This window comes from Steroidobacter flavus (assembly GCF_042651805.1).
Taxonomy (GTDB): domain Bacteria; phylum Pseudomonadota; class Gammaproteobacteria; order Steroidobacterales; family Steroidobacteraceae; genus Steroidobacter; species Steroidobacter flavus.
Genome location: NZ_JBHSDU010000003.1, coordinates 444,291 through 465,514, shown reverse-complemented (window position 1 = coordinate 465,514; position 21,224 = coordinate 444,291). Strand labels below are relative to the sequence as shown.

19 protein-coding genes are annotated in these 21,224 nt (G+C 61.5%); 10 read left to right on the top strand and 9 right to left on the bottom strand.

The window, feature by feature from the left end:
• Positions 1-18: 18 nt before the first annotated feature.
• Positions 19-675 carry a transcriptional repressor LexA gene (gene lexA / locus ACFPN2_RS07545; protein ID WP_380596004.1) on the bottom strand — a complete coding sequence of 219 codons (657 nt, stop codon included), beginning with the start codon at positions 673-675 and terminating at the stop codon, positions 19-21.
• Positions 676-1,022: 347 nt separating this feature from the next.
• On the opposite strand from lexA, the gene ACFPN2_RS07540 reads away from it, so the two are divergent.
• Together ACFPN2_RS07540 and ACFPN2_RS07535 are read left to right on the top strand one after the other, a co-directional pair.
• Complete coding sequence (locus ACFPN2_RS07540; protein WP_380596003.1) at positions 1,023-1,580, top strand: RNA polymerase sigma factor; 558 nt, start codon at positions 1,023-1,025, stop codon at positions 1,578-1,580.
• Entirely contained in the window at positions 1,577-2,497 is a 921-nt protein-coding gene (locus tag ACFPN2_RS07535; RefSeq protein WP_380596002.1) for an anti-sigma factor domain-containing protein, read from the top strand. Before ACFPN2_RS07540 ends, ACFPN2_RS07535 begins: the two co-directional genes overlap by 4 nt.
• Before the next feature lie 3 nt (positions 2,498-2,500).
• On the opposite strand, the gene ACFPN2_RS07530 is transcribed toward ACFPN2_RS07535, so the two are convergent.
• Together ACFPN2_RS07530 and ACFPN2_RS07525 are read right to left on the bottom strand one after the other, a co-directional pair.
• Positions 2,501-3,226 carry a TorF family putative porin gene (locus tag ACFPN2_RS07530; RefSeq protein WP_380596001.1) on the bottom strand — a complete coding sequence of 242 codons (726 nt, stop codon included), beginning with the start codon at positions 3,224-3,226 and terminating at the stop codon, positions 2,501-2,503.
• 192 nt (positions 3,227-3,418) lie between these two features.
• Positions 3,419-4,465, bottom strand: a complete 1,047-nt coding sequence (locus ACFPN2_RS07525; protein WP_380596000.1) for a sigma-54 interaction domain-containing protein — start codon at positions 4,463-4,465, stop codon at positions 3,419-3,421.
• 313 nt (positions 4,466-4,778) lie between these two features.
• On the opposite strand from ACFPN2_RS07525, the gene ACFPN2_RS07520 reads away from it, so the two are divergent.
• The 3 genes from ACFPN2_RS07520 to ACFPN2_RS07510 are packed head-to-tail and all read left to right on the top strand — an operon-like array spanning position 4,779 to position 8,851.
• Positions 4,779-6,197, top strand: coding sequence for a nucleotide sugar dehydrogenase (locus ACFPN2_RS07520; protein ID WP_380595999.1), 1,419 nt, complete (start codon positions 4,779-4,781; stop codon positions 6,195-6,197).
• Between the two features lie 6 nt (positions 6,198-6,203).
• On the top strand, positions 6,204-7,439 hold the full coding sequence (locus ACFPN2_RS07515; protein ID WP_380595998.1) for a glycosyltransferase family 4 protein: 1,236 nt from the start codon (positions 6,204-6,206) through the stop codon (positions 7,437-7,439).
• A 20-nt stretch (positions 7,440-7,459) separates the two neighbouring features.
• A complete protein-coding gene (locus ACFPN2_RS07510) occupies positions 7,460-8,851 on the top strand; it encodes an HAD family hydrolase (protein ID WP_380595997.1) in 1,392 nt (463 codons plus the stop codon).
• On the opposite strand, the gene ACFPN2_RS07505 is transcribed toward ACFPN2_RS07510, so the two are convergent.
• Together ACFPN2_RS07505 and ACFPN2_RS07500 are read right to left on the bottom strand one after the other, a co-directional pair.
• On the bottom strand, positions 8,743-9,813 hold the full coding sequence (locus tag ACFPN2_RS07505) for a glycosyltransferase (protein ID WP_380595996.1): 1,071 nt from the start codon (positions 9,811-9,813) through the stop codon (positions 8,743-8,745). The two genes, ACFPN2_RS07510 and ACFPN2_RS07505, sit on opposite strands and share 109 nt — an antisense overlap.
• Positions 9,810-10,832: a glycosyltransferase family 2 protein gene (locus ACFPN2_RS07500; RefSeq protein ID WP_380595995.1), complete on the bottom strand. Its 1,023-nt coding sequence runs from the start codon at positions 10,830-10,832 to the stop codon at positions 9,810-9,812. The genes ACFPN2_RS07505 and ACFPN2_RS07500 overlap by 4 nt, the downstream gene beginning before the upstream one ends.
• Positions 10,833-11,129: 297 nt before the next feature.
• Here ACFPN2_RS07500 and ACFPN2_RS07495 point away from each other — a divergent pair, with 297 nt between their 5' ends.
• The 4 genes from ACFPN2_RS07495 to ACFPN2_RS07480 are packed head-to-tail and all read left to right on the top strand — an operon-like array spanning position 11,130 to position 15,479.
• Positions 11,130-11,687 (top strand): polysaccharide biosynthesis/export family protein, encoded by a 558-nt coding sequence (locus tag ACFPN2_RS07495; RefSeq protein ID WP_380595994.1) that lies wholly within the window; start codon positions 11,130-11,132, stop codon positions 11,685-11,687.
• Positions 11,674-12,858: a hypothetical protein gene (locus tag ACFPN2_RS07490; protein ID WP_380595993.1), complete on the top strand. Its 1,185-nt coding sequence runs from the start codon at positions 11,674-11,676 to the stop codon at positions 12,856-12,858. Before ACFPN2_RS07495 ends, ACFPN2_RS07490 begins: the two co-directional genes overlap by 14 nt.
• A 13-nt stretch (positions 12,859-12,871) precedes the next feature.
• On the top strand, positions 12,872-14,581 hold the full coding sequence (locus ACFPN2_RS07485) for a GumC family protein (protein WP_380595992.1): 1,710 nt from the start codon (positions 12,872-12,874) through the stop codon (positions 14,579-14,581).
• 49 nt (positions 14,582-14,630) lie between these two features.
• Positions 14,631-15,479, top strand: a complete 849-nt coding sequence (locus ACFPN2_RS07480; protein WP_380595991.1) for a CpsD/CapB family tyrosine-protein kinase — start codon at positions 14,631-14,633, stop codon at positions 15,477-15,479.
• 68 nt (positions 15,480-15,547) lie between these two features.
• On the opposite strand, the gene ACFPN2_RS07475 is transcribed toward ACFPN2_RS07480, so the two are convergent.
• The 4 genes from ACFPN2_RS07475 to ACFPN2_RS07460 are packed head-to-tail and all read right to left on the bottom strand — an operon-like array spanning position 15,548 to position 20,360.
• Complete coding sequence (locus ACFPN2_RS07475) at positions 15,548-16,174, bottom strand: serine O-acetyltransferase (protein WP_380595990.1); 627 nt, start codon at positions 16,172-16,174, stop codon at positions 15,548-15,550.
• Entirely contained in the window at positions 16,171-17,175 is a 1,005-nt protein-coding gene (locus ACFPN2_RS07470) for a lysylphosphatidylglycerol synthase transmembrane domain-containing protein (protein ID WP_380595989.1), read from the bottom strand. The genes ACFPN2_RS07475 and ACFPN2_RS07470 overlap by 4 nt, the downstream gene beginning before the upstream one ends.
• A 15-nt stretch (positions 17,176-17,190) precedes the next feature.
• Positions 17,191-19,137, bottom strand: coding sequence for an asparagine synthase (glutamine-hydrolyzing) (gene asnB, locus ACFPN2_RS07465; RefSeq protein ID WP_380595988.1), 1,947 nt, complete (start codon positions 19,135-19,137; stop codon positions 17,191-17,193).
• 35 nt (positions 19,138-19,172) lie between these two features.
• Positions 19,173-20,360 (bottom strand): glycosyltransferase family 4 protein, encoded by a 1,188-nt coding sequence (locus ACFPN2_RS07460; RefSeq protein ID WP_380595987.1) that lies wholly within the window; start codon positions 20,358-20,360, stop codon positions 19,173-19,175.
• Between the two features lie 96 nt (positions 20,361-20,456).
• Here ACFPN2_RS07460 and ACFPN2_RS07455 point away from each other — a divergent pair, with 96 nt between their 5' ends.
• Positions 20,457-21,224 carry a class I SAM-dependent methyltransferase gene (locus ACFPN2_RS07455; RefSeq protein ID WP_380595986.1) on the top strand — a complete coding sequence of 256 codons (768 nt, stop codon included), beginning with the start codon at positions 20,457-20,459 and terminating at the stop codon, positions 21,222-21,224.

The window sequence follows — 21,224 nt, the reverse complement described above, 5'->3', positions numbered from 1 at the left end:
ATGTTTCGCTCCTTCGGTTCATCGAACACGAGACAGCGAGGTGCGGATCACCCCGACTGCCAGTCCTTCAATGGACAATTCCTGTTCACGTAAATCGATCTCGATCGGCCGGTACGCCGCGTTGGCGGGCTCCAGCTTCACGATGTGACCTTGCCGGCGGTAATACTTCACCGTCGCCTCGTCCTCGTCGACCAGGCGCGCGACCACGATCTGGCCGCTGCGGACTTGCGATGTTTGATGAACCGCAAGCAGGTCGCGATCGAGGATATCGGCGTCCTTCATGCTGTCGCCCCGGACGCGCAGTAAGAAATCGGCGTGCGGCTTGAACAGCGAAGCATCGACAGTGACATGCTCTTCTATATGAGAGCTCGCCAGAATGGGCGCACCCGCAGCGATGCGCCCTAACAACGGCAAGCTCGATGAGGATGACCTTGTGATTTCAGCCGGCGCCGGAGCGACGGCTTCCTCGCGCAAACGAATGCCTCGAGAGATGCCCGGCAGCAGCTCGATGGCGCCTTTGCTTTCCAACGCGCGCAAATGCTGGTCGATGCCCTGGCGATTCTTGAGCCCCAGCCCCTCGGCGATTTCCCCACGGGTCGGCGGCAACCCGTCGCGATCCATGAAGCGACGGATAAAAGCCAATACTTCCAATTGTTTGCGGGTGAGATCGGACATGTGCGGTCGGCGGCGGTGCCCTGGTCTTAGGCGGTACCAGACAAACGTCTGGTACAGAGTCTAGGATCCTTTCCACGCCACCACAAGCGCAAAAGCGAAGCTGAACCCTCACAGCAAAAACGTGACGCGGTTGGCAGACGCGAACGCCAATGAATCCCCCATTGAATCTCAATGGCCAAGTGCCCGCGAATAAGTGGTGGCGAGTACCTGACCTGCATTCACCTTTATTAACGGGCTGGCGAACTGAAGTGACAGTCTCCGCTATACTTCCGGCTCCATACACTTCGCTCATCGCACTGACCAATGACGATGCGACGCGAACCACATCAGCTCAGAGCCGCCCGAGAATGACGGACTCAGTACTCGCTCGAGTCGCACAAGGAGATGCGCGTGCCGTGCACGAGTGCATCGATCAGTTCGGCAGTCTCATCTGGTCCATCGCCCGACGTCTGACGCGCACCCGCGCCGATGCTGAAGATGCCGTCCAGGAAATCTTCACCGATGTCTGGCGCAGCGCCGGCCGGTTCGATCCCAATCAGGGCTCGGAGAAAGTGTTCGTCGCCACCATCGCGCGCCGTCGTTTGATCGATCGCATGCGCCGTGCCTCGCATCAGGCGCGCACCGAATCCACCGACGACATCGATTCGCTGGGCTGGGCCGATCCGGGCAACAGCGCCGAAGTGTGCGCCGAGGCTTCGGCGGCGGCCCGGGCAGTCATGCAATTACGGCCGGAACAAAGGCAGGTGCTGGAGCTTGGCATCCTGCAAGGGTTGAGTCATTCGGAAATTGCCGATGTGCTGCAAATGCCACTCGGTACAGTCAAGACCATGATGCGGCGAGGACTGATTCAGGTGCGTGAGTTGATGGGTATTCAGAACGCTGCCTCCGATGGGGTGCGCTCATGAGCAACTCAGTCATGCAGAACCCGCGACTCGTGGAACTGCTCGTGCAGCGGGCCGTGGACGGTTTGAATTCATCCGAGCGCGCCGAGCTGAAACAACTGCTCTCCGAAGAGAGATATGTCGACGCCGGCCGGTTCGAATACACCGCTGCCTCGTTGCTGCTCGCCGCTGATGTGGAGAACAACGCGCCCGAAGAAATGCCGTACAGCTTGCGCGAACGGTTGATGGCTCAGGCGGACACAGTTGCCGCGTCGATGCCGGAGCCGGCCCCTCGCCAGAGCTCGTCGCAGCCGCGAGTGATCAGCATCGCCGGTCGGACGCGTTCGACCACGGCGGCGCCGGCGGTCAGTGCGCCGCCGCCTGTATCGAAAGCGCCGGCACCTCGTAAGTCTTCTTCATCCTGGGGGAGCAAAGTCGGTTGGTTCGCAGCAGCTGCGAGCGTACTGATTGCTCTGGCCGGCTGGTGGCCCCGTCTGCAGTCCGGCGGCGAGCCGACGACTGAAATTCCCGTGGCCAGCACCTTGGAACAAGAGCGTCAGCAACTGCTCGCTCAGCAAGGTGTAATGACCCGAACCTGGCAGACCACGCAGGATCCCGCAGCGAGCGGCGTCACTGGCGACGTGGTGTGGGACCAGCGGACTCAGAATGGTTATCTGCGTTTCCGTGGCCTGCAGGCGAACAACGCGGATGAGCTGCAATATCAGCTGTGGATCTTCGACGGCACGCGCGACGATCGCTATCCGATCGACGGTGGGGTGTTCGATATTCCCCCGGGGCAGGGTGAAGTGATCATTCCCATCACCGCCAAGCTGCAGGTCCGCAATCCCGCGATGTTTGCTGTCACCATCGAGAAGGCGGGCGGCTCCGTCGTCTCCAGCCGCGACCGCATTGTCGTGCTTGCGCCCGTCGCCGCGGGCTGATCGTCAGAACAGTTTGAAGATTGAGATGGCTGCCCGGGTGCCACCGTGACGTGCGCCTTCCTCGCGGCCCTCGTCATCGATCGTGGCGTGCGAGACATGTAGCGCGCATGTGACCCACCGCATTCTGGCGGCGAGGCTGACTTGAAGATCGGCATAATCGCTGTCTGCGCCGGGCAAATCGGCCCGACCCAGATGAGTGGACAATACGATCGGGGTCTTGCCGAGCGTTCCAAGCGGAATACGAGTATCGAGATAGCTGTAAACGCTGTCGCCTCCCAGGTAATGATCCCCGGAATGGAAGATCCCCAGTCGCGCGGAGAGACGCGAGAAGCGATAGGCGACGGAAACTGTGACTTCGTTGAAGTCGCGCTCACGTCCTCTGCCGCTGTAGTGACGATAGAGATAGCCGGTATCCAGGTTCACGCGGCCGAAGTCGCGGTTGAAACCGACGAAGGGCAAGCTGGCAATTCCCGCTTCGCTGCTGGAGTCCGACTCGTAGTTTGCGGCCCAGAGGCCCACGAACGGTCCCGCGCGATGGTTCCATTTGACCTCGCCAGCCACCGCGGGCCCACCCGCCGTCTGCGAGAGCCCGCGCCACATGCGATCGGTCGAGAATGTCAGGCTCGCCGCGATGGCAGAGGCCGGCGGCTCTTGTGCCAGTGCGGGCGCGCTCGTGACTGTCGCGGCGAGCAGAGCAAACGTGGCGCGAGCGGACGTGGAAGGATTCAACTCGGTCTGTCCCGAAGGTCGCGATAGGCGGCGACATGTCCGGCGCCGATCCTCCTACGGCTCGAGGCTCGGCGCTTTGCATATACGACGCTTTCTTGCCAGTCAGGCCCCGATAAAACATCGGCCCTCTTAGAGGGCCGATGGCGGGTCATTGCCAGGTGGGGATCTGGCGCTGGTCTCAACTCGAACCGGTCAGCTTGCCAACGGCACGCTGGCGCCGACGCCGGGAAGATGATGCCGGCCGAGGCTCTGTTCACTCTCGGCGCGTTCCCGCGCGTAGCTGTTCAACTTGTTGTAGAGCGTCTTGAGGCTGCAGCCGAGCACGGCCGCGGCGCGACGCTTGTCGCCTTCGCAATAATCCAATGTGACTTCGATCAGAGAGCGCTCGGCTTCGTCCAGACGAGAGCCGAGTGGCACATGCACGCCCGCCGGACGCGCAGCTTCCACGGGCTCCGGAGTGTGCGCCGGCATCGTGACGGACAGATCCACATCCAGCACTTCGTCGGCGAGGATGAAGCTGCGCTCGACCGCGTTCTTCAACTCACGCACGTTGCCAGCCCAGCGACGCGAGCCGAGTGCGTCGAGGAATGAGGGCGAGAAAGATTTGGTCACATCGCTACCGCGATTGAGCGTGCTCAGGAAGTGTTGAGCGAGCAGCGGCACATCGCCCGGACGCTCGCGCAGCGGCGGAATGTGCAGCGGGAACACCGCCAGTCGATACATCAAGTCCTCGCGCAGCTGGCGATTGGCGACCGCTTCGGTGACGTTGCGATTGGTCGCCGCCACGACCCGAATATCGGTCTTGATCTCCTGCGTGCCGCCGACGCGATAGAAACGTCCAGTCTCCAGCACGCGTAGCAAGCGCGTCTGCATGTCCAGCGGCATTTCCGTAACTTCGTCGAGGAACAACGTGCCGCCGGTGGCGCGCTCGAACACGCCGGCATGCGAGCGAGAAGCGCCTGTGAAACTGCCCTTCTCGTAGCCGAACAATTCGGCTTCGATCAACGACGCGGGAATGGAACCGCAGTTGATCGCGACCAGCGGGCCCTGCGAGCGATTGCTCAAGTTGTGAATGCATTCGGCGACCAGCTCTTTGCCGACGCCGCTTTCACCCATGATCATGACGGTGGCTTCGGTTGGAGCCACACGCTTGATCAAGCCGAATACCTGATGCATGGCAGGCGAGCGTCCGAGGAGATTGCCGAGGCCGTTCTCGTGCAGTGTGATCGGTGCGTCCACTGTGTAATCTCTCCCCAATAAAAAAAGCCAAAAACGCGTTGTCGTCGTGAGTGAGATGCAAATTCTTCCAGCGAGGGTCGAGTTCCTTTGTAATAAGGTTTTTTCGGCGCAGCACGTGTAGGAAGTTTTGGGTGTCGAATTGATTGACGCAGCATCTGCCGTAAAAGCCTGGGATTTCCGCGTCGAGACTGCTTCTGAGGTCTGCAAAAAAATTCTCACTGCGTTGCAGGGAACGGCGGCATAGAACTTGCCATTCTTCTGGGAACCGGACGACACCGTTGAGCGTCGGTCGGTACTTTCAACACGGAGACGAATGATGGCGTTGCAGATCGATAGCGTGAGCGCCGATGCGCGGGCCCGCCGTGGCTGGCTGCGGGAGAGCGCGCAGGATGAAGACATTGCACCGGGCTCGCCGCGTCGAATTAGTATTTTTGGCCTGGGTTACGTAGGCGCGGTATCGCTGGCGTGTCTGGCTCGCGACGGCCACGAAATGTTTGGTGTCGATATCGATCCGGGCAAGCTCGAGCTGCTGCGCCGGGGTCAGGCGCCCATCGTCGAAACCGGTATCCAGGAATTGACGCGTGCAGTGATGCGCGGTGGCACGGTGAGCGTGACCGACTCGGTGCGCGATGCCATCCTCGCCACGGACATTTCATTTGTCTGCGTCGGCACGCCGTCGCGTCAGAACGGTAACCAGGACCTCGCGGCGATCACTCGCATCGCCGAGCAGATCGGTGCAGTACTGCCGGAGAAAGCGACCCGACACGTCATCGTAATTCGCTCGACGGTGAAGCCCGGCACGCTCGACGAAGTGATCAAGCCCGCCATCGAAGCGGCCTCAGGCCTGCTGGCGGGGCGCGATTTCAGTCTGTGCTTTCAGCCGGAGTTCCTTCGCGAAGGCACCTCGATCAACGACTACGACAATCCGCCGTTGACCGTCGTCGGCGCTGATGACGAATACGCCGTCGAAGCGTTGCGCGGCATTTTCGGCCACCTTCCTTGTGAGTTCATGCACACCTCGGTGCGCACGGCTGAGATGCTCAAGTACGCGTGTAATGCTTTCCATGCTTTGAAAGTGACGTTCGCCAACGAGATCGGCCGCGTCTCGCAGTCGGCCGGTGTCGATCCGCACGAAGTGATGAAGCTGCTGTGCATGGACCGGCAGCTGAACATTTCCTCTGCCTATCTGCGGCCGGGCTTCGCGTTTGGCGGCTCGTGCCTGCCGAAGGATCTGAAGGCGCTGTTGTATCTGGCGAAGAACAACGACGTCGAGCTGCCCATGCTCAATAGCCTGCTGCCGAGCAATGCCGCGCATATCGATCATGCGGTGGATCGGGTGCTGGCGAGCGGGCGACGTTCGGTGGGCATGATCGGGCTGAGCTTCAAGTCGGGGACCGACGATCTGCGCGAGAGTCCCATGGTGGTCATGGCCGAGCGCTTCATCGGCAAAGGCCTGCCGCTGTGCATCTTCGATCCGCAGGTCAACGTGGCTCGGCTGATCGGCGCGAACCGGCGCTTCATCGAGGAGAGCATTCCTCACATCGCTTCGCTGATGACCACCGATCTCGACGCCCTGGTGCGTGACTCGGACGTGCTGGTCGTGGCCATGAAGACGCCCGAGGTGCTGGCGGCGTTGCGTGCTCATACGCGGCCCGATCAGCTGTTGCTGGATATCGCTGTGCTGCCCGATCGCGAGAACTACCAGTCCGCGTATCAGGGTGTGTGCTGGTAGCGGGTCATGTCGAATGCCGAAGAACAGACTCGGGTCATGAGCGCCGATGTCGCGCTGGCCCGCCGCCGCCGTGTGCTGATCATTGTTGAGAACCTGCCGCTGCCGTTCGATCGGCGCGTGTGGCAGGAAGCTCGCACTTTGCAGGCGCACGGCTATCAGGTGTCGATCATCTGCCCCAAAGGCAAAGGCTACGAGAAGAGCTTCGAAGAGCTCGACGGCGTGGCGATCTATAGACACTCCATGCCGTTCGAGGCCGATGGCGCGCTCGGTTACGCGCTCGAGTACAGCTGGGCGCTGGCGGCCGAGTTTCTGCTGTCGCTGAAGATCTGTTTCACCCGCGGCTTCGACGTGATTCATGGCTGCAATCCGCCCGACATGATTTTCATGATCGGCGGCTTCTACAAGCTGTTCGGCAAGAAGTTTCTGTTCGATCACCACGACATCAATCCCGAGCTGTACGAGGCGAAATTCCAGCGTCGCGATGTGTTTTACAAACTGATGCTGGCGCTGGAGCGCTGGACGTTTCGGACCGCCGACGTGTGTGTCGCGACCAACGAGTCGTACAAGAAGATCGCGATCGAGCGGGGCGGCCGGCAGCCGGGCAAAGTGTTCGTGGTGCGCAGTGGCCCGGATCTGCGGCGCTTGAAGGTGTTGCCGCCCCAGCCGGAGCTAAAGCAAGGCCGGAAATATCTGGTGGGCTATGTGGGCGTGATGGGGCGTCAGGAAGGCATCGACGGCCTGCTGACCGCGGTCCATCACATCGTGCATACGCTGAAACGCACCGACATTCATTTCGGCCTGGTGGGCGGCGGCACCGAGCTGGACGCGATGCGTAAGCTCGCGCAGGAGCTGCAGATTGCCGATTACGTGACCTTCACCGGTCGCGTGCCCGATGCGGAGCTGCTCGCGATGCTCAACACCGCGGACGTGTGCGTGAATCCCGATGTCGCCAACGAGATGAACGACAAGTCCACCATGAACAAAATCATGGAGTACATGGCGCTGGGCAAGCCCATTGTTCAGTACGACCTGACCGAGGGCCGCGTGTCGGCCCAGCAGGCGTCGCTGTACGCCAAGCGCAACGATCCCATCGACATGGCCCAGCAGATCGTGACCTTGCTGGACGACGAGCCCCGCCGCAAACAAATGGGCGAGTGGGGCCGCGAGCGGGTCAAGAACTCGCTGGCCTGGGAGCACGAGGTACCGCGCCTGCTGGCGGCCTACGAAACATTGTTTATTTGAGGGCGACGGCAATTCGATACGTGGTGCTAGCCGCAGGCTTTGATGGAACGCTGGCTCGCGATGGGCGTTGCGACGAGCGTTGCATCGACGTATTGCGAGAGCTGTCGGCAACCGGCCGCAAATTGATTCTGGTGACCGGGCGCGAGCTGCGCCGGCTGCTGGAAATTTTTCCCGAAGCGCGCCTGTTCGATTACATCGTCGCCGAGAACGGCGCGGTCCTGCATCGAACGGCGACCCGACAATCCGAGATTCTAGGCCAGGCGCCGCCAGAGATCCTGTTACAGGAACTGCGTCGCCGGCACGTCACGCCGCTGTCCGTCGGCAGCTCCATCATCAGCACGGCCGCGAAATACTTCGAGGCGGCACGCGAGGCCTTGCGCAAGCACAAGCTGCACATGGATTACGAGCTGGTGACCAACGACGACACGCTGCTCATCCTGCCGCCGGGCATCGACAAAGCTTCGGGCATGAACGAGGCGCTGCGTGAGCTGGGTGTATCTCGTCACAACCTGGTCGCCATCGGTAACGCGGAAAACGATCTGCCGTTGCTGGCATCGGCCGAGCACGCGGTGGTCGTGAACAATGCCACCGAGTCGATCAAACAAGCCGCCGATCGAGTGACGGAAGGCGACTACTGCGAAGGCTTTCTCGAGCTGGCGCGCGAGCTGATTGCCACCGATCTCGCGGCGGCGGTGCCCAGACGGCGAGTGGTGCTGGGCAAGAGCGAGGATCAACGCGAGATCCTGCTGTCGCCCTGCCAGGACTCGGTGCTGGTCAGCGGGCCGGATGAAGTCGCCCGCACGGTGATTTGCAACCGCCTGCTGGAGCAGTTGATGCAGCAGGATTATCAATGTTGTGTGATCGGCGCGGATCGGAATGTCCCGGTCGCGTCGTCGCGCGCTTCGTTCGCCGATATGAGCAGCTGGGGCGACGCTCACGATGCACCCAGGCTCACCGACGTGCTGACCGCGCTCGAAGCGCCCACTCATAGCATCGAAATCAATCTCGCAGCCTTGCCGCCCGAGACGCGGCCGGTGTTCGTCGATGCGTTGTTGTTACAGCTGCAGGCGCTGCACGACCGCGCTGGTCGGCCCCATTGCATTCTGGTCCATCACGCGCATCACTTCCTGACCGGCAGCCAGGCGGCCAGTGCGATCCGGCGCTTGTCGGAAGTGACCATGATTTATTCGACGGCCGAGGCCAGTCAGTTACCGGCCGGCGTGTTGAACGATGTGAAGCTCACCATTGCCACCGGGCAGCCGGTGAGCGACGCGCCGGAGCAGGCCGGCGCGTCGACGGATACTCAGGCCGTCATCGCCGGCGGCTCGGTGTGCCGGATCTCTCTGCTGCGACCTTCGCCGGCTTCCACATCGGTGACCTCGACCGACGAAGCGACCGTGCCGGGATATTGATCGGGATACTGAATCACTTCCTGCACCCGATAGTCTTTCATGCCGCGGGCATGAGTGAAGATGATCAGCTCGCCCAGCAGGCCGAGCGCAAACACCTGCATGCCCAGCACGACCAGCAGTGCGCCTAACAGCAGCGCCGGTCGATCGGCCAGCTTCTCGTCGAAGAACAGCCGTTGCACGCTCAGGAACGCGATGATCGCCGCGCCGATGCCGAAGGTCGCGGCCCCCAACATGCCGAAGAACCGCAGCGGGCGTTTGGTGAAACGCACCAGGAAGAAAATGCTGAACAGATCGAGCACATGGTGCGCGTACTGTTTCGGCCGGTACGCACGCTGCAAGCGATCGAGCGGCGACTGACGCATGGCCACTTCGCTGACGCGGAATCCCAGGCGGGTCGCGAGGATGGCCATGAAGCGATGCTGGTCACCGTACAGATCCATTTCTTCGAACACCTGGCGGCGCATGGCACGCGCGCCGCAGCCCAGGTCCTGCAGCCGGGCGCTCGTGACGAAATTCACCAGGCCGTGGAAAGCGCTGCGACGCATGCGATCGAACGCGTTGCCATAGCGCGGCGAGCGATAACCGATTGCCATGTCCGAGGCGCTGAGCGCTGCGACCAGCTTGGGAATATCCTGCGCCTCGATCTGGTGATATGCGGGCAAGGTGACGATCACGCTGCCTTGGGCACGCTCGAAGCCGGCCATCAGCGCGGCCGCCTCGCCGAAGCTGCGGGTCAGGCTGATGACAGTGATGTCCTCGCCAGCGTTCAATAGCTCCTCCAGCGCCTGGCTGGCATCGGTGCGGGTGCCGTCGACGACGAAGATGAACTCGAAGGGCAGGCCGATCGCTTCGATACCGGCCTTATATTGCGAGTACAGAGGCCGCAGCTCCGACCGGCGCCCGCACACGGGCACGATGACGGAGATCGACGGCAGTGAAGGATTCAGAGGCTGAGTGCTCATGAGAGTGTCGTCACTGGTTGCGTGGGCCGCGCCTTGGAAACATCGCCCCGGTGGCGCTGGATGGTTTGAGTCAATCTGAAAAACTCGTTGTCGCGGATATCGCCGCGCGAATAGATCAGCTCAGCTAACGCGCCACTGCACAAAAGGATCGTGCCCGACGCTAAAAAAATGATTCCGGTGCCAGCCAGCGGTAGCGACAGTTGCGAGCGGTCGGTGACCAGCGAGATGAACGTGTGCGCGAGCATCGCGAACGAGCACAGGAACAGCGGCACCGACAACAGCGCGAACCAGCGCAGCGGGCGGGAGGCGAACGTGGTCACGGTCTTGATGACCATCAGATCCAGCAAAACTTTGTAAATGCGCGACAGGCCGTACTTGGATTGACCGTAGCGGCGTGCGTGATGGCGCACTCGAATCTGCGCGACCCGCGGCCCGGCGATCGACGCCATGGCCGGAATGAAACGATGCATTTCCGAGTAGAGCGGAATGCTCTTGATCAGCTCGGCGCGGAATGCTTTCAGCGAGCAGCCATTGTCGCGGATGGGCACGCCGGTGACTTTACCGATCAAAACATTGGCGATGCGCGATGGAATCTTGCGCGTCACCAGCTTGTCCTGACGATTATGACGCCAGCCGACCACAATGTCGTAGCCGGCCTCGATCTGTTCCAGCAGATGTTTGATATCGGCCGGATCGTTCTGCAGATCGCCATCCATGGTCACGAGGATTTCGCCTCGCGCATGTTCGATGCCCGCAGCCATCGCCGGCGTCTGACCGTAGTTACGGCGGAATTTCACCAGCCGCAGCCGGGAGTCGAAGCGGGCGATCTGGCGCGCGATCTCGGCGGTCTCGTCGCGACTGCCGTCGTCGACGAACACCATCTCGAACGTACAGCCGATATCGCCAAGAGCCTGCACTATGGCGGCGTACAGCGGGCGAATGCTCTCCTGCTCGTTGTACAGCGGCACGATCACCGAAAGCCGCGGACGCGGCGTCTGAGGCGCTTCTGCGCTGGTCATCGTTTGATCGAGCCCAGTTGTAACTTTTGCACCAGTCATCCTGTATTTCCCGACGTTCTTACAACCCCACCCTGCGATGGCCCCCTTTCTATACAGGGCATTTCTGCAGGAACTCTTCTCACACGCACGTCATTGCATCGTCATAGTGACAACGCGGCGCTGAATGCTCGTATCCACACCGCGCTGCCGCTATCGAACGACACGCTGCATCGTTGGCACGTGACCTGCAAAGGACAGGCCAACGTAACAAGCACGTAACTTATGAACTCAGTCCGAAGGTTCGGAGGAGCGGAATCGATGATGAGAATGCGAGGGGTATGGGCGATGCTGGTGATGTGTGTGTTGGGCCTACAAGCCGCGCACGCGCAACAAGCGTCGTATGTCATCAAGCCCGGCGACACGCTGGAGATCTCAGTGTGGAAGGAGCCGGACCTGCAACGTCAGGTGCTGGTGCGTCCGGACGGCGCCTTTTCCTTTCCGTTGGTCGGCGAAGTCGATGCACGCGGCAAGACCGTCGCCGATCTGAACAAGCTGGTGGCCGACCGGCTCACCAAATACATCTCGGGCGCGGTGGTGACCGTGTCGGTGCAGGAGATCAAAGGCAACAAGATCTTCGTGCTCGGCCAGGTCAACAAGCCGGGCGAGTTCATCGTCAATCCCAGCGTCAACATCATGCAGGCGTTGAGTATGGCCGGCGGCATGACGCCGTTCGCCGCCACCAACGACATCATCGTGTTGCGTGGGCAGGGCGATAAACAAACCGCGATGGCGTTCCGTTATCCCGAAGTGGTGCGCGGTAAGAAGCTCGAAACCAACATCGAGCTGATTGCAGGAGACATCGTTGTTGTGCCGTAAGCGCTTGCCCGGGCGCTACTGGGCCAGCCTGCCGTTGGCGCTCGCTGCATGCGGTGCCAGCGCGGCGAACTGGGATGTCTCGCCGCGTGTGCAGGCGGGCTACCGTTACAACGACAACTATCACCTCGAGCAACCGGGCGGTGAAGTGGAAGTGTCGGGTGGCGAGGCGGAAGTCGGTGTGACTTTCAAGACGGTCGATCCCCGTACCAACTTCGAGATCACGCCGCGCATCAACGCGACCTATTTCCCGAATGAGAAGGACGAGGACTCGACCGACTACTACCTCGACGCGGGCTTCTCCGACATCACACCGCGCCGGCGCATCAATGTGCCGTTCCTGTACTCACAGGAAGATGTCGTTGACAGCGAGTTGCCGGGCACGACCGCCGGCGGCGACCTCGGCGACCCCGGCACGGGCGATTCCGGACGCTTTCTGGTGCGCAACCGTCGCGACTTTTTCCGGATCGCGCCGTCGTTCGAGTACGACCTGTCGCAGCGCTATCGGCTCGCGCTGGACGCGCATTACCTGCAGGCCGATTTCGATAATCAGGTGGAAGGCGCGCAACGGGACTTCAGCGAGTTCGGCGCGGGTGCGGCCTTCGGCTTCCTCACGTCGCAACGCTCGACGCTGTTTGTGCGTGCCTTGGGCTTCCAGTACGAAACCAGCGAGACCACCGACGCGTACGGCGGTGAGGTTGAATGGAATACACAGTACTCGGAGAACTCGCGGGCCTATATCCGTGTGGGCGCCCAGCAGACCAAGCCCGAGAACGGCCCGAGCGATACCAACATCATCGCCGGGGCCGGCGGCTCGTGGGCCACGCAACGTAATACCTTGTTCGTGGACCTGACCCGCAGCGTTGGCCCGGTCTCGGCGGGAACCGTGGTGGAGCGTTATCAGTTGCGTCTCAGGGTCGATCACGACGTATCGCAACGTTTTGCCCTACGCGCCGGTGCCCGCCTGTCCCAGGACGAGGAAACCCAGGATGGCACTTATCCCACCCGCAAATACGCCATTGGCGAGTTGGGCTTCGAATGGCGCTGGCTGCGGCAGTGGTCGCTCATCGGCAGCTACAACTATCGGTGGCAGGAGTACGAAGACGAACCCTCGGATGCCGACTCCAGCGGCTTCCTGATCAGCATCGTGTACGAACCGAAACGCGCTCAGTAACCCATTAATCCGTATGTCAGTCACTCCTACCCAGATGCAGACGCCACCTCCCTCGTATCCCGGCCTCGAGCCGGAAAGCTCTGGCTTCGGCGATTACCTGGGCGCGCTGCGCAGACGTCGCAAGCTGTTGCTGATGGTGGGCCTGCCCATCCTCGCGATCGGCGCAACGCTGGCGCTCGCGCTGCCCGATGTCTATCGCTCGGAGGGACAGATCGAAATCGAAGGTGCGCAGGCGGTCAAACAAAACCCGAATGCGCTGGCCCAGGATCCCGAGGAGTCGCCGTACGCGGATCAGTACGTGCGCAGCCTGAGCACTGTGGTGTTGAGCGATCGCAACCTCGCGAAGCTGCTGGCCGAGCACAAGCTTTATGACGATCAGGCCGACGATCCGGCCGGCGCGCTCGAAGAGCTGCGCGGCGATATCAAGGTCGACATCGTCACCGTTCCCATTCTCGATCCCAATACAGGTCGCGAACGCGACGTCGTAACGGCGTTCAGCGTCGCCTACGACAACAAACAGCCGCAGCGTGCGCAGGAAGGCGCGGAGTGGCTGGTCAACGCGTTCCTCGCGGAGAATCGTAACGATCGTCAGCGCCAGGCCGGCGGCCGAGCGAAATTCTTCGCGCGTGAAGCCGAGCGGATGCGAACTCACGTCGGGCAGCTCGAGGCCAAGCTCTCCGAGTTCAAACAAAAGAACTCCGGCAAGCTGCCCGAGCTCAATGAGATGAACCTCAACGTCATGGATCGCACCGAAGGCGACATCCAGAACGTCGAGTCGCAGATGCAGGCGCTGCGTCGTGAGCGCGTGTTCCTGGTGTCGCAATTGGCGCAGGCCCGCGCGGCCAACCCCGAGTCATCGAATCTGCGGGCGCTCGAAGACGAATATGCCCGCAAGAGCGTCCAATATGATCAGAGCCATCCGGACCTGATCATGCTGCGTCGTCAGATCGATCAGCTGAAGGCGGGCGGCGGCGCGGCCGGCTTGTCATTGAAGGCACAACTGCAGACCCAGCGTTCCATCCTCGCCGAAGCTCGTCAGCGCTATAGCGAGGATCATCCGGACGTGCAGCGTATCCAGCGCAACATCCAGTCGTTGGAGGCTCGCATCGCGTCCGGTGAAACCGCCGATGTCAGCACCGCTGCCGATTCGCCGGTGGCCACGCAGTTGCAGACGCAGTTGAACGCCACCGATACGCAGCTGGCCGCCTTGCAGGCCCGCGCGATGGAGTTGCGCACCAAATTGAGCGGTTTGGAAGGACGCATCGTCGCGGCGCCTGAGGTCGAGCGCGAGTATCAAGCGGTGACGCGCGACCTCGCGGGCGCTCGCGCCAAGTACGACGAGTTGTTGAAGCGCCAGATGGATGCGGAAGTCAGCGAAGCTGCAATTGCTGGCGGCACCGCCGACAAGTTCCAGGTGAAGTCGTCGCCGAAGATTCCAGAAGATCCGGCCAAGCCGCAGCGCATCGCCATCATGATCATTGCGGCGGTGCTGGCCACGATTGCCTCGGTTACCACGGTGATCCTCGCCCAGCTGTTCGATTCGACGGTGCGCGGTGCCCGGGATATTCAGGACATTCTCGGTGTTGCGCCGCTGGCCACGGTCCCGGTCATCAAGCATCACGATGCCAAGAAGCGCAAGAGCGGGGCACCGGCGTATGCTGCTACCGCCGTGGCCGCCATCGCGATCCTATTGTTCGCAGTGGTCGTCAGATTCGTCGCCTGAATGTGACCTTACTTTACGTCGTCGATTTGAAAGTCACGAGAGCACGCAAATGAGCATTATCGAAGAGGCAGTGCGCAAGACCGCGGAACGCTATCACCGTCCTGCGCCGCCTGAGCAGCCCGCGAGCGGCGGCCGCCCCCGGCTGCGACGCGTGCCGCCGCCAGCCACGGAGACAGCGAACGTCCGACGTTTCCAGCCAGTGACGCTGGACCGGGCCGTGCTGGACGACAACAGCATCCTGCCGCAGATCACCGATCCGGGCGCGTTGCGGGGTTATAAGATCCTGCGCACTCGAATGTTACGGCGCCTGGAAGCCAATCAATGGCATTCGTTCGCGGTGACCGGTGCGACCCCGGGTGAAGGCAAAACACTCACTTCGATCAATCTGGCGATGGCGCTCGCGCAAGACCCGAACACCTGGGTGTTTCTGGTCGACCTCGATCTGCATCGGCCGAAGGTGGCCAGCTACCTGGGTCTCAACAACAGCCTCGGCGAGCGCGGCCTGACCGACTATCTGCTGGGCGATGCGACGTTCGAACAGATCATGTACACGCCGGCCGGCATGGATCGGCTCGCCATCATTCCGAATTTCCAGACGGTGGCGAATGCGTCGGAGCTGCTGACCTCGCCCCGCATGGATGAGCTGGTGCAGACGCTGGAAGCGGAGACGCCGCGCCGGGTCGTGATCTTCGACATGCCGCCGGTGCTCGCGTCCGATGACGTGCTGGCATTCTCACCGCAGGTGGACGGCATGCTGCTCGTGGTCGCTGAAGGGATGACCAACCGCGATGCCTTGAAGGGCGCCAAAGCGCTGTTGCAGGAAATGAATTTGCTGGGGGTGGTGTTGAACCGATCCGAGGCGCAAGACGAAGGGGCGTACTACTCGTACGCTCGCTGACTCGAAGCTCCCGACAGAGCTCAGGGGGAAACAGCCCCAGGTTGCCGCCAACCTGGGGCGCGTCGTTTCTAGGCGTCCGGTTCCTCTTCGCCTTCGTTCGCCGGGCGATTGCCGGCGTAGGAAATAATCTTGAAGCCGGGATCGAGCACGGCAATCGCATTGTCCGGCAGGTCCTTGTGAATCACCGCGTTGGCGCCGATCTTCACGTTGTGGCCGATGCTGATCTTGCCGACCACCCGCGCCCCCGGAGCGATATAAACATTGTCACCGATCGTCGGCGCGCCGCGCTTCTTGCCGGCGCCTGACACGCCGATCGTGATGTTCTGAGAAAGATTGCAGTCTCGGCCGATGACCGCGATCGAGGACACCGTGATCCCGCCGTAGTGACCGATATACAAGCCGGGCCCGACTTTCGCGCTCCGTGGAATCTCGATGCCCCACAGCGCCTGGATGAAAAAATCCAGAATCATATAAATGGGATCGAACAGAAGGCGCAGCAGCTTGGGCCGCCGACGACTCCATTGCCCGAAGCGCAACACCAGCACCGCGTGCACGCCGGGAGCGCGAGCGCAGGTCAGCACACGGCGCAGCGTGCTTCCAGAAGTCATGGCATATCGACGCCGCAAATCCGCGCGCAACGGACTGTCCGTGCCAGGCTGACGCTTGGCAGCCAATGCAGAGCTCGGTACGTTCATGTCGATGTTCTAATGTTCGAAGGTTCAGTCGCTGCCGCCACCGGTTCGACCGGCGGACGCACCCCCGTGCGGGCCGCGAGCATCAACCACCAAGGAAACCATACAACGATTTGCAAAGCGCGTGCCGCAAGCGACACCGCGAGCGCATCCGCGGGTTTCACGCCCCCGAGGGCCATGATGGCGATGAAGATGCCTTCGTACACGCCAATGCCGTCGAGGGAAATAGGTAAACGCGAAACCAGGATAGCTAGAGGTACCGCGGCAAACATGAATATGGGATTGAAGGGGACTTCCAGTGCTCGCGCGACCAATCCATAGCAAGCAATAACGACAAGGTGTTCGACCAGCGTCAGCGCCGAGAATGCGGCAATCCGAGGGCGATCCGACGCCAACGACGAATAAGCCTCGTGCAGACGTTCCAACAAGCGAACGCCTTTGCTGTCTCTGAACCGAGTAGGAATGAGTCGGAGGACCGAGTTCAACGCATGATCGGTAAATGAGAACACCAGGATCGTGATCCCAGTCAGCAGGCCGGCCACGCCAAGAGCGAGCGCATAGTCGTACGCCGTGTTATGCGGCAGCAGGGCTCGAAGCAGGATCAGACTGGCGACCGCGGTCATCAACGCGACGATGAAACCAATGCCGCGCTCGACCAGAATCGTTGCCAGCGTGTCATCGACACGCACACCGAAGCGACGCACGAGGACGACGCGAATGCCATCGGCGCCGACCGTGCTCGGCAGCGCCAGGCCCCACATCATGGCGCTACAGTAGACCATGAGCTTTTGCGCGAGCGAGATGCTGTAACCCCGAATCTTCAGCAGCAGTCCCCACTTGTAACTCATCAGCACGCGGTCGATCAGAAACGCCAGCAGCGCGATCCCGGTCCACATCGGATCGGAATTGCTCAAGGTCTTGAGCACTGCGTCCACATCGACGACATAAATCAACAGCAGCGCGCACAACAGCAGCGTGACGGTGATCCTCAGCCACGTTTTCATTGCTATGGAGCTTGCTCAGCTGGCGCGGCGGGTGCCGTGCTCGTCGGCGGCGAGCTCGCGACGCAAGTCTTCCTTGGATTGACCCAGGATGGACATGCGATACCAGATCTCCGCGTTGATCAGCAGCCACAGGCGATTGCCGTGATCGGCGCGTTTGGCGAGATGCTCATCGACGAGTTGCGCGATGGCTTGCCGGTCGAGCACGCGGTCCTGTACCAGCTGCGATTGCCTTAGGCAGGACTGGTACAGGCGCGTGTATTCAGCTTGGAGCAGATAGGGCAGGGCGGATGAGAAGCCCTGCTTGGGACGATCCAGTATTTCCGAAGGCAGATAACGGGCCGCGAGCTTGCGTTGGATGTAACGCAGGGTGCCGCCGCGCACTTTCATCGATGACGGCAAGCGCGCGGCGAAGCTCGCGAGCTCGTGATCCATGAACGGGCTGCGGGCTTCCAGGCCATGCGCCATGCAGATTCGATCGGTGATCATCACGGGATGATTGGGCAGCCGCACCAGGCTGTCGGCGTAGAGCATACGATCCAGGTCGCCGCCTTCGGACTCTTCATACGGGCGGCGTATCGCCGCTTCCGCATCCAGCGTCGACCAGCGATGCTGAAGGTCGCGCGAATACATCTGTTGTCGACGCGCGGGATCGAAATAGAAATAGTTCAGGCTCGCGGCGTAACGCGCGCTGCCCGAATGGAACGACAGGTGATGCAGCCAGCGCAGCTGATGCCCGAGGCTCTTGTACCAACCGGACTCGGGGATCATCGCCATCGCCGGCGCCAGCAACTTGCGACGCAGTGTTTCCGGCAGCCGGCCATATTGAGCGGCGTACAAGTTGCCGTAATAGCGATCGTAGCCGCCGAACAATTCATCACCGCCGTCGCCGCCGATCACGACCTTCACATGCTGACGCGTGAACTTCGCCAGCAACCACGTGCACAGGGACAACGGATCCGAAGGCTCATCGAGCGCCCACACCAGATCGGGCAAATGCGCGGCGATCTCGGGCTGCACGCGCTCTTCATGATGCTCGGTACCGAACAACTTCGCGACGGCGCGAGCGGCGGGCGCTTCGTCGAAGCGCTGGTAGCTCAGGCCCATGGTGAAGGTCGGCAGGTCTTTGACTTTCAGGTCCCGCGACAACATCGCGACCAGCAGGCTCGAATCCATGCCGCCGCTCAAGAACGCGCCGACCGGCACATCGCTCTCCATGTGCAAGCGAAGCGTCTCTTGCAACTTGGCCTGCAACTCGTCGAGCAGCTGTTCTTCGTTGCCGGCGAGCTTGGGATTCTGTTGCAGATGCCAGTAGCGGCGGATCTGCGGCGTGCCGCCCGGCTGGAACGACAGCAGATGACCCGGCGGCAGTTTGTGAATGCCCTCGTACATGGTCAGCGGCGCATCGATGAGCCGCAGGGCCAGATACTGATCGAGCGCGGCGAGATTCATCTTCTGTCGACGGCGGTCGAGCGCCCGCAGCGCCTTGATCTCGGACGCGAAGGCGAAGCCTTGCTCGCCGGCGCTATAGAAGAACGGCTTCTGTCCCAGATGATCGCGCGCGGCCAGCAATCGTTTGCGTTTGGTATCCCACAAGGCGAACGCGAACATGCCGCGCAAGTGGTCGACCAGTTGCTCGCCGTGACGCTCGTACAGACCGAGAATGACTTCGCAATCGCTGTTGGTCAGAAACCGATGGCCGTCCTGCTCCAGACGCTGGCGCAGCTCGCGATAGTTGTAGATCTCGCCGTTGCAGACCAGGACCAGCGAGCGATCCTCGTTGTACAGCGGCTGTCGGCCACCGGCCAGATCGATGATGGACAGCCGGCGATGACCCAGCGTCGCATGCGAATCGTGATGAATCCCTTCGCCGTCCGGACCGCGATGCTCGAGCGCGCCGAGCATGCGCTTCAGCGCGTGCTCACGTTGCGGGTCGGAGTTGATGATGCCAGCGATTCCACACATGATTTTCGAAGTGACTAATGACTGGTGACCAATGACTAGGAAGAGGGCGACGTCAGTCCTTTAGGGGTGCCGGCACGGCGTTCGATGGCGGCGGAGAAGATGGCTTCGTAACGAGCCGCGCAGGTGTCGATGAAATAATTCTCGACCAGTTGCCGGTTGTGTCGGCCCTGGCGCACGCGCGCTTCGTGGTCTTGATAAAGCTCGATCAACGCACGCACGAACGCTGCTTGATCGTTGAGCTTCACGACCTGACCGGTCTCGCCCGTGACCAGAAAGTCGGTCTGTCCGCCACGGTCATAGCACAGGACGGGCAAACCGAACGCCATCGCTTCCAGGAACACCAGGCCGAAGCCTTCGTGCTGACTGGCGGTGACGAACGCATCGGACACAGACAGCGCGGCATATTTCTCCGCATCCGATACTTGCCCCAGCATGTGCACGCGATTGCGAACGCCGAGTTCCGTCGCGCGCTTTTCAACAGCGGGCGCATCCGGCCCATCGCCGACGATCACCAGATGCGCATTGGCGATCTTGCTCGCGGCGAAATTATCAATCAGTTGCACAGTTGCCTTGCGCGCAACCAGCCGGCCGATGGTGATCATCACGAACGCATCGTTCGGCAGCCCCAGATCCTGACGAGACGCCGCGCTGACTTGCGGTGGCCTGTCGATCCCGAGGGGAATCAGCTCGACCGGGCGCTGCACGCCATAGAGTTCTGTCACATGACGAACGGTATCACGAGACTGACCGACCACATCGTCAGCGGCGCGAAGCATCCAACGCACAGCGGATCGCAGCGGCGCATGTAAATGCGGCGAGCTGCCCTTGCTGGGATCGAACAAATCGCCGCCATGGACCGACAAAACATTCGGCACATCGTGCCAGCGGGCCAGGGCGTGGCCGAGCGGGCCGGTGGGAACGACGAAGTGGGTGTTGATCACGTCAAAGTCATTCCTGCTGAAACGCAGGCCGCGGAAGAATCCCGTCGGCAGATACGCCGCCATCGACGGGAAGTTCGCCACCGCCAGCTCGCGGCGAAAAAACACCGGGACTCGCAACACGCGCACGCCGCCATCGCGATCTTCGGAGAGTAGATCGCCAGCGCGGGATGTGAGTACTGTCACTTCGTGACGACGGGCCAGCTGTCGTGCGAGCGCCGCCATGACGACGCCGCCGCCACCGCCGAGCGGTGGATATTCGTAGTTACAAAAAAGGATGCGCATCGTCCGGGTAAAGGAGCAAGTTCCATGCCGCTGTTGCCGCATGCCGCCCATGTAAACTTGCGCGGAACTATTCGCGTTCCCACGGGATTTAGGCGGATGACCTTGAGTGCGCAGCCCATCGTTACCGAACGCGCGGTGCCACAACGTCGTGTCCTGGCGGCGCGCCTGGAGCCGTTCGATTCGTATTGGCAGGCGCCCGCCAACATCGAGGCGGGCTACAGCTCATTCGCGGCCTACTATCGGGCCAACTATCTGTCGCATCTGCCGGCCGATAAATCCACCAGGATTCTGGTGGTGAGCTGCGGGCCGGGCTATCTGGTCAATGTGTTAGCGCAGGCGGGCTATAAATCCGTGGTGGGCATCGATTCGGATCCCGCCAAGGTCGAGCATGCGCGCCGTCGCAACTTGCCGTGCGAGGCGGCGGAAGCGTTTCCGTATCTCGAGAAATGTCGCGGCGAGTTCGACGTCATCATTCCCGAGCAGGAACTGAATCATCTCACTCACGAAGAGACCATCGAGTTTCTGCAGTTGTGTCACGACGCGCTGCGGCCGAACGGTCGTGTGATCGTGTATGCGATGAACGGCGCCAATCCGTTCGTCGGCGCTGAAAACCTTGCTCACAACATTGACCATTTTTACATCGTCACGGAATACAGCCTCGGTCAGCTGCTGCAGCTCGGTGGCTTCCGCGACATCAAGCCGTTCGCGTTGAAGCTGTATGTGTTCTGGAAGAATCCGCTGAATTATGTGGGCTTGGCCGTGACCAGCGTGCTGGAGCTCGGCATGCGGATTTTGTTCAGGATGTACGGGAAGAAGGTGAGCGTGCTGAGCAAGAAGGTCGCGGCGGTGGCGACGCGCTCCTGA

Bases quoted from the DNA above. Each gene is read 5' to 3' on its own strand.
- asnB (WP_380595988.1), bottom strand. From the start codon at position 19,137: ATGTGTGGAATCGCTGGCATCATCAACTCCGACCCGCAACGTGAGCAC.
- ACFPN2_RS07470 (WP_380595989.1), bottom strand. From the start codon at position 17,175: ATGAAAACGTGGCTGAGGATCACCGTCACGCTGCTGTTGTGCGCGCTG.
- ACFPN2_RS07515 (WP_380595998.1), top strand. From the start codon at position 6,204: ATGTCGAATGCCGAAGAACAGACTCGGGTCATGAGCGCCGATGTCGCG.
- ACFPN2_RS07480 (WP_380595991.1), top strand. From the start codon at position 14,631: ATGAGCATTATCGAAGAGGCAGTGCGCAAGACCGCGGAACGCTATCAC.
- ACFPN2_RS07475 (WP_380595990.1), bottom strand. From the start codon at position 16,174: ATGAACGTACCGAGCTCTGCATTGGCTGCCAAGCGTCAGCCTGGCACG.
- ACFPN2_RS07535 (WP_380596002.1), top strand. From the start codon at position 1,577: ATGAGCAACTCAGTCATGCAGAACCCGCGACTCGTGGAACTGCTCGTG.
- ACFPN2_RS07460 (WP_380595987.1), bottom strand. From the start codon at position 20,360: ATGCGCATCCTTTTTTGTAACTACGAATATCCACCGCTCGGCGGTGGC.
- ACFPN2_RS07485 (WP_380595992.1), top strand. From the start codon at position 12,872: ATGTCAGTCACTCCTACCCAGATGCAGACGCCACCTCCCTCGTATCCC.
- ACFPN2_RS07540 (WP_380596003.1), top strand. From the start codon at position 1,023: ATGACGGACTCAGTACTCGCTCGAGTCGCACAAGGAGATGCGCGTGCC.
- ACFPN2_RS07495 (WP_380595994.1), top strand. From the start codon at position 11,130: ATGATGAGAATGCGAGGGGTATGGGCGATGCTGGTGATGTGTGTGTTG.
- ACFPN2_RS07455 (WP_380595986.1), top strand. From the start codon at position 20,457: ATGACCTTGAGTGCGCAGCCCATCGTTACCGAACGCGCGGTGCCACAA.
- ACFPN2_RS07500 (WP_380595995.1), bottom strand. From the start codon at position 10,832: ATGACCAGCGCAGAAGCGCCTCAGACGCCGCGTCCGCGGCTTTCGGTG.
- ACFPN2_RS07505 (WP_380595996.1), bottom strand. From the start codon at position 9,813: ATGAGCACTCAGCCTCTGAATCCTTCACTGCCGTCGATCTCCGTCATC.
- lexA (WP_380596004.1), bottom strand. From the start codon at position 675: ATGTCCGATCTCACCCGCAAACAATTGGAAGTATTGGCTTTTATCCGT.
- ACFPN2_RS07520 (WP_380595999.1), top strand. From the start codon at position 4,779: ATGATGGCGTTGCAGATCGATAGCGTGAGCGCCGATGCGCGGGCCCGC.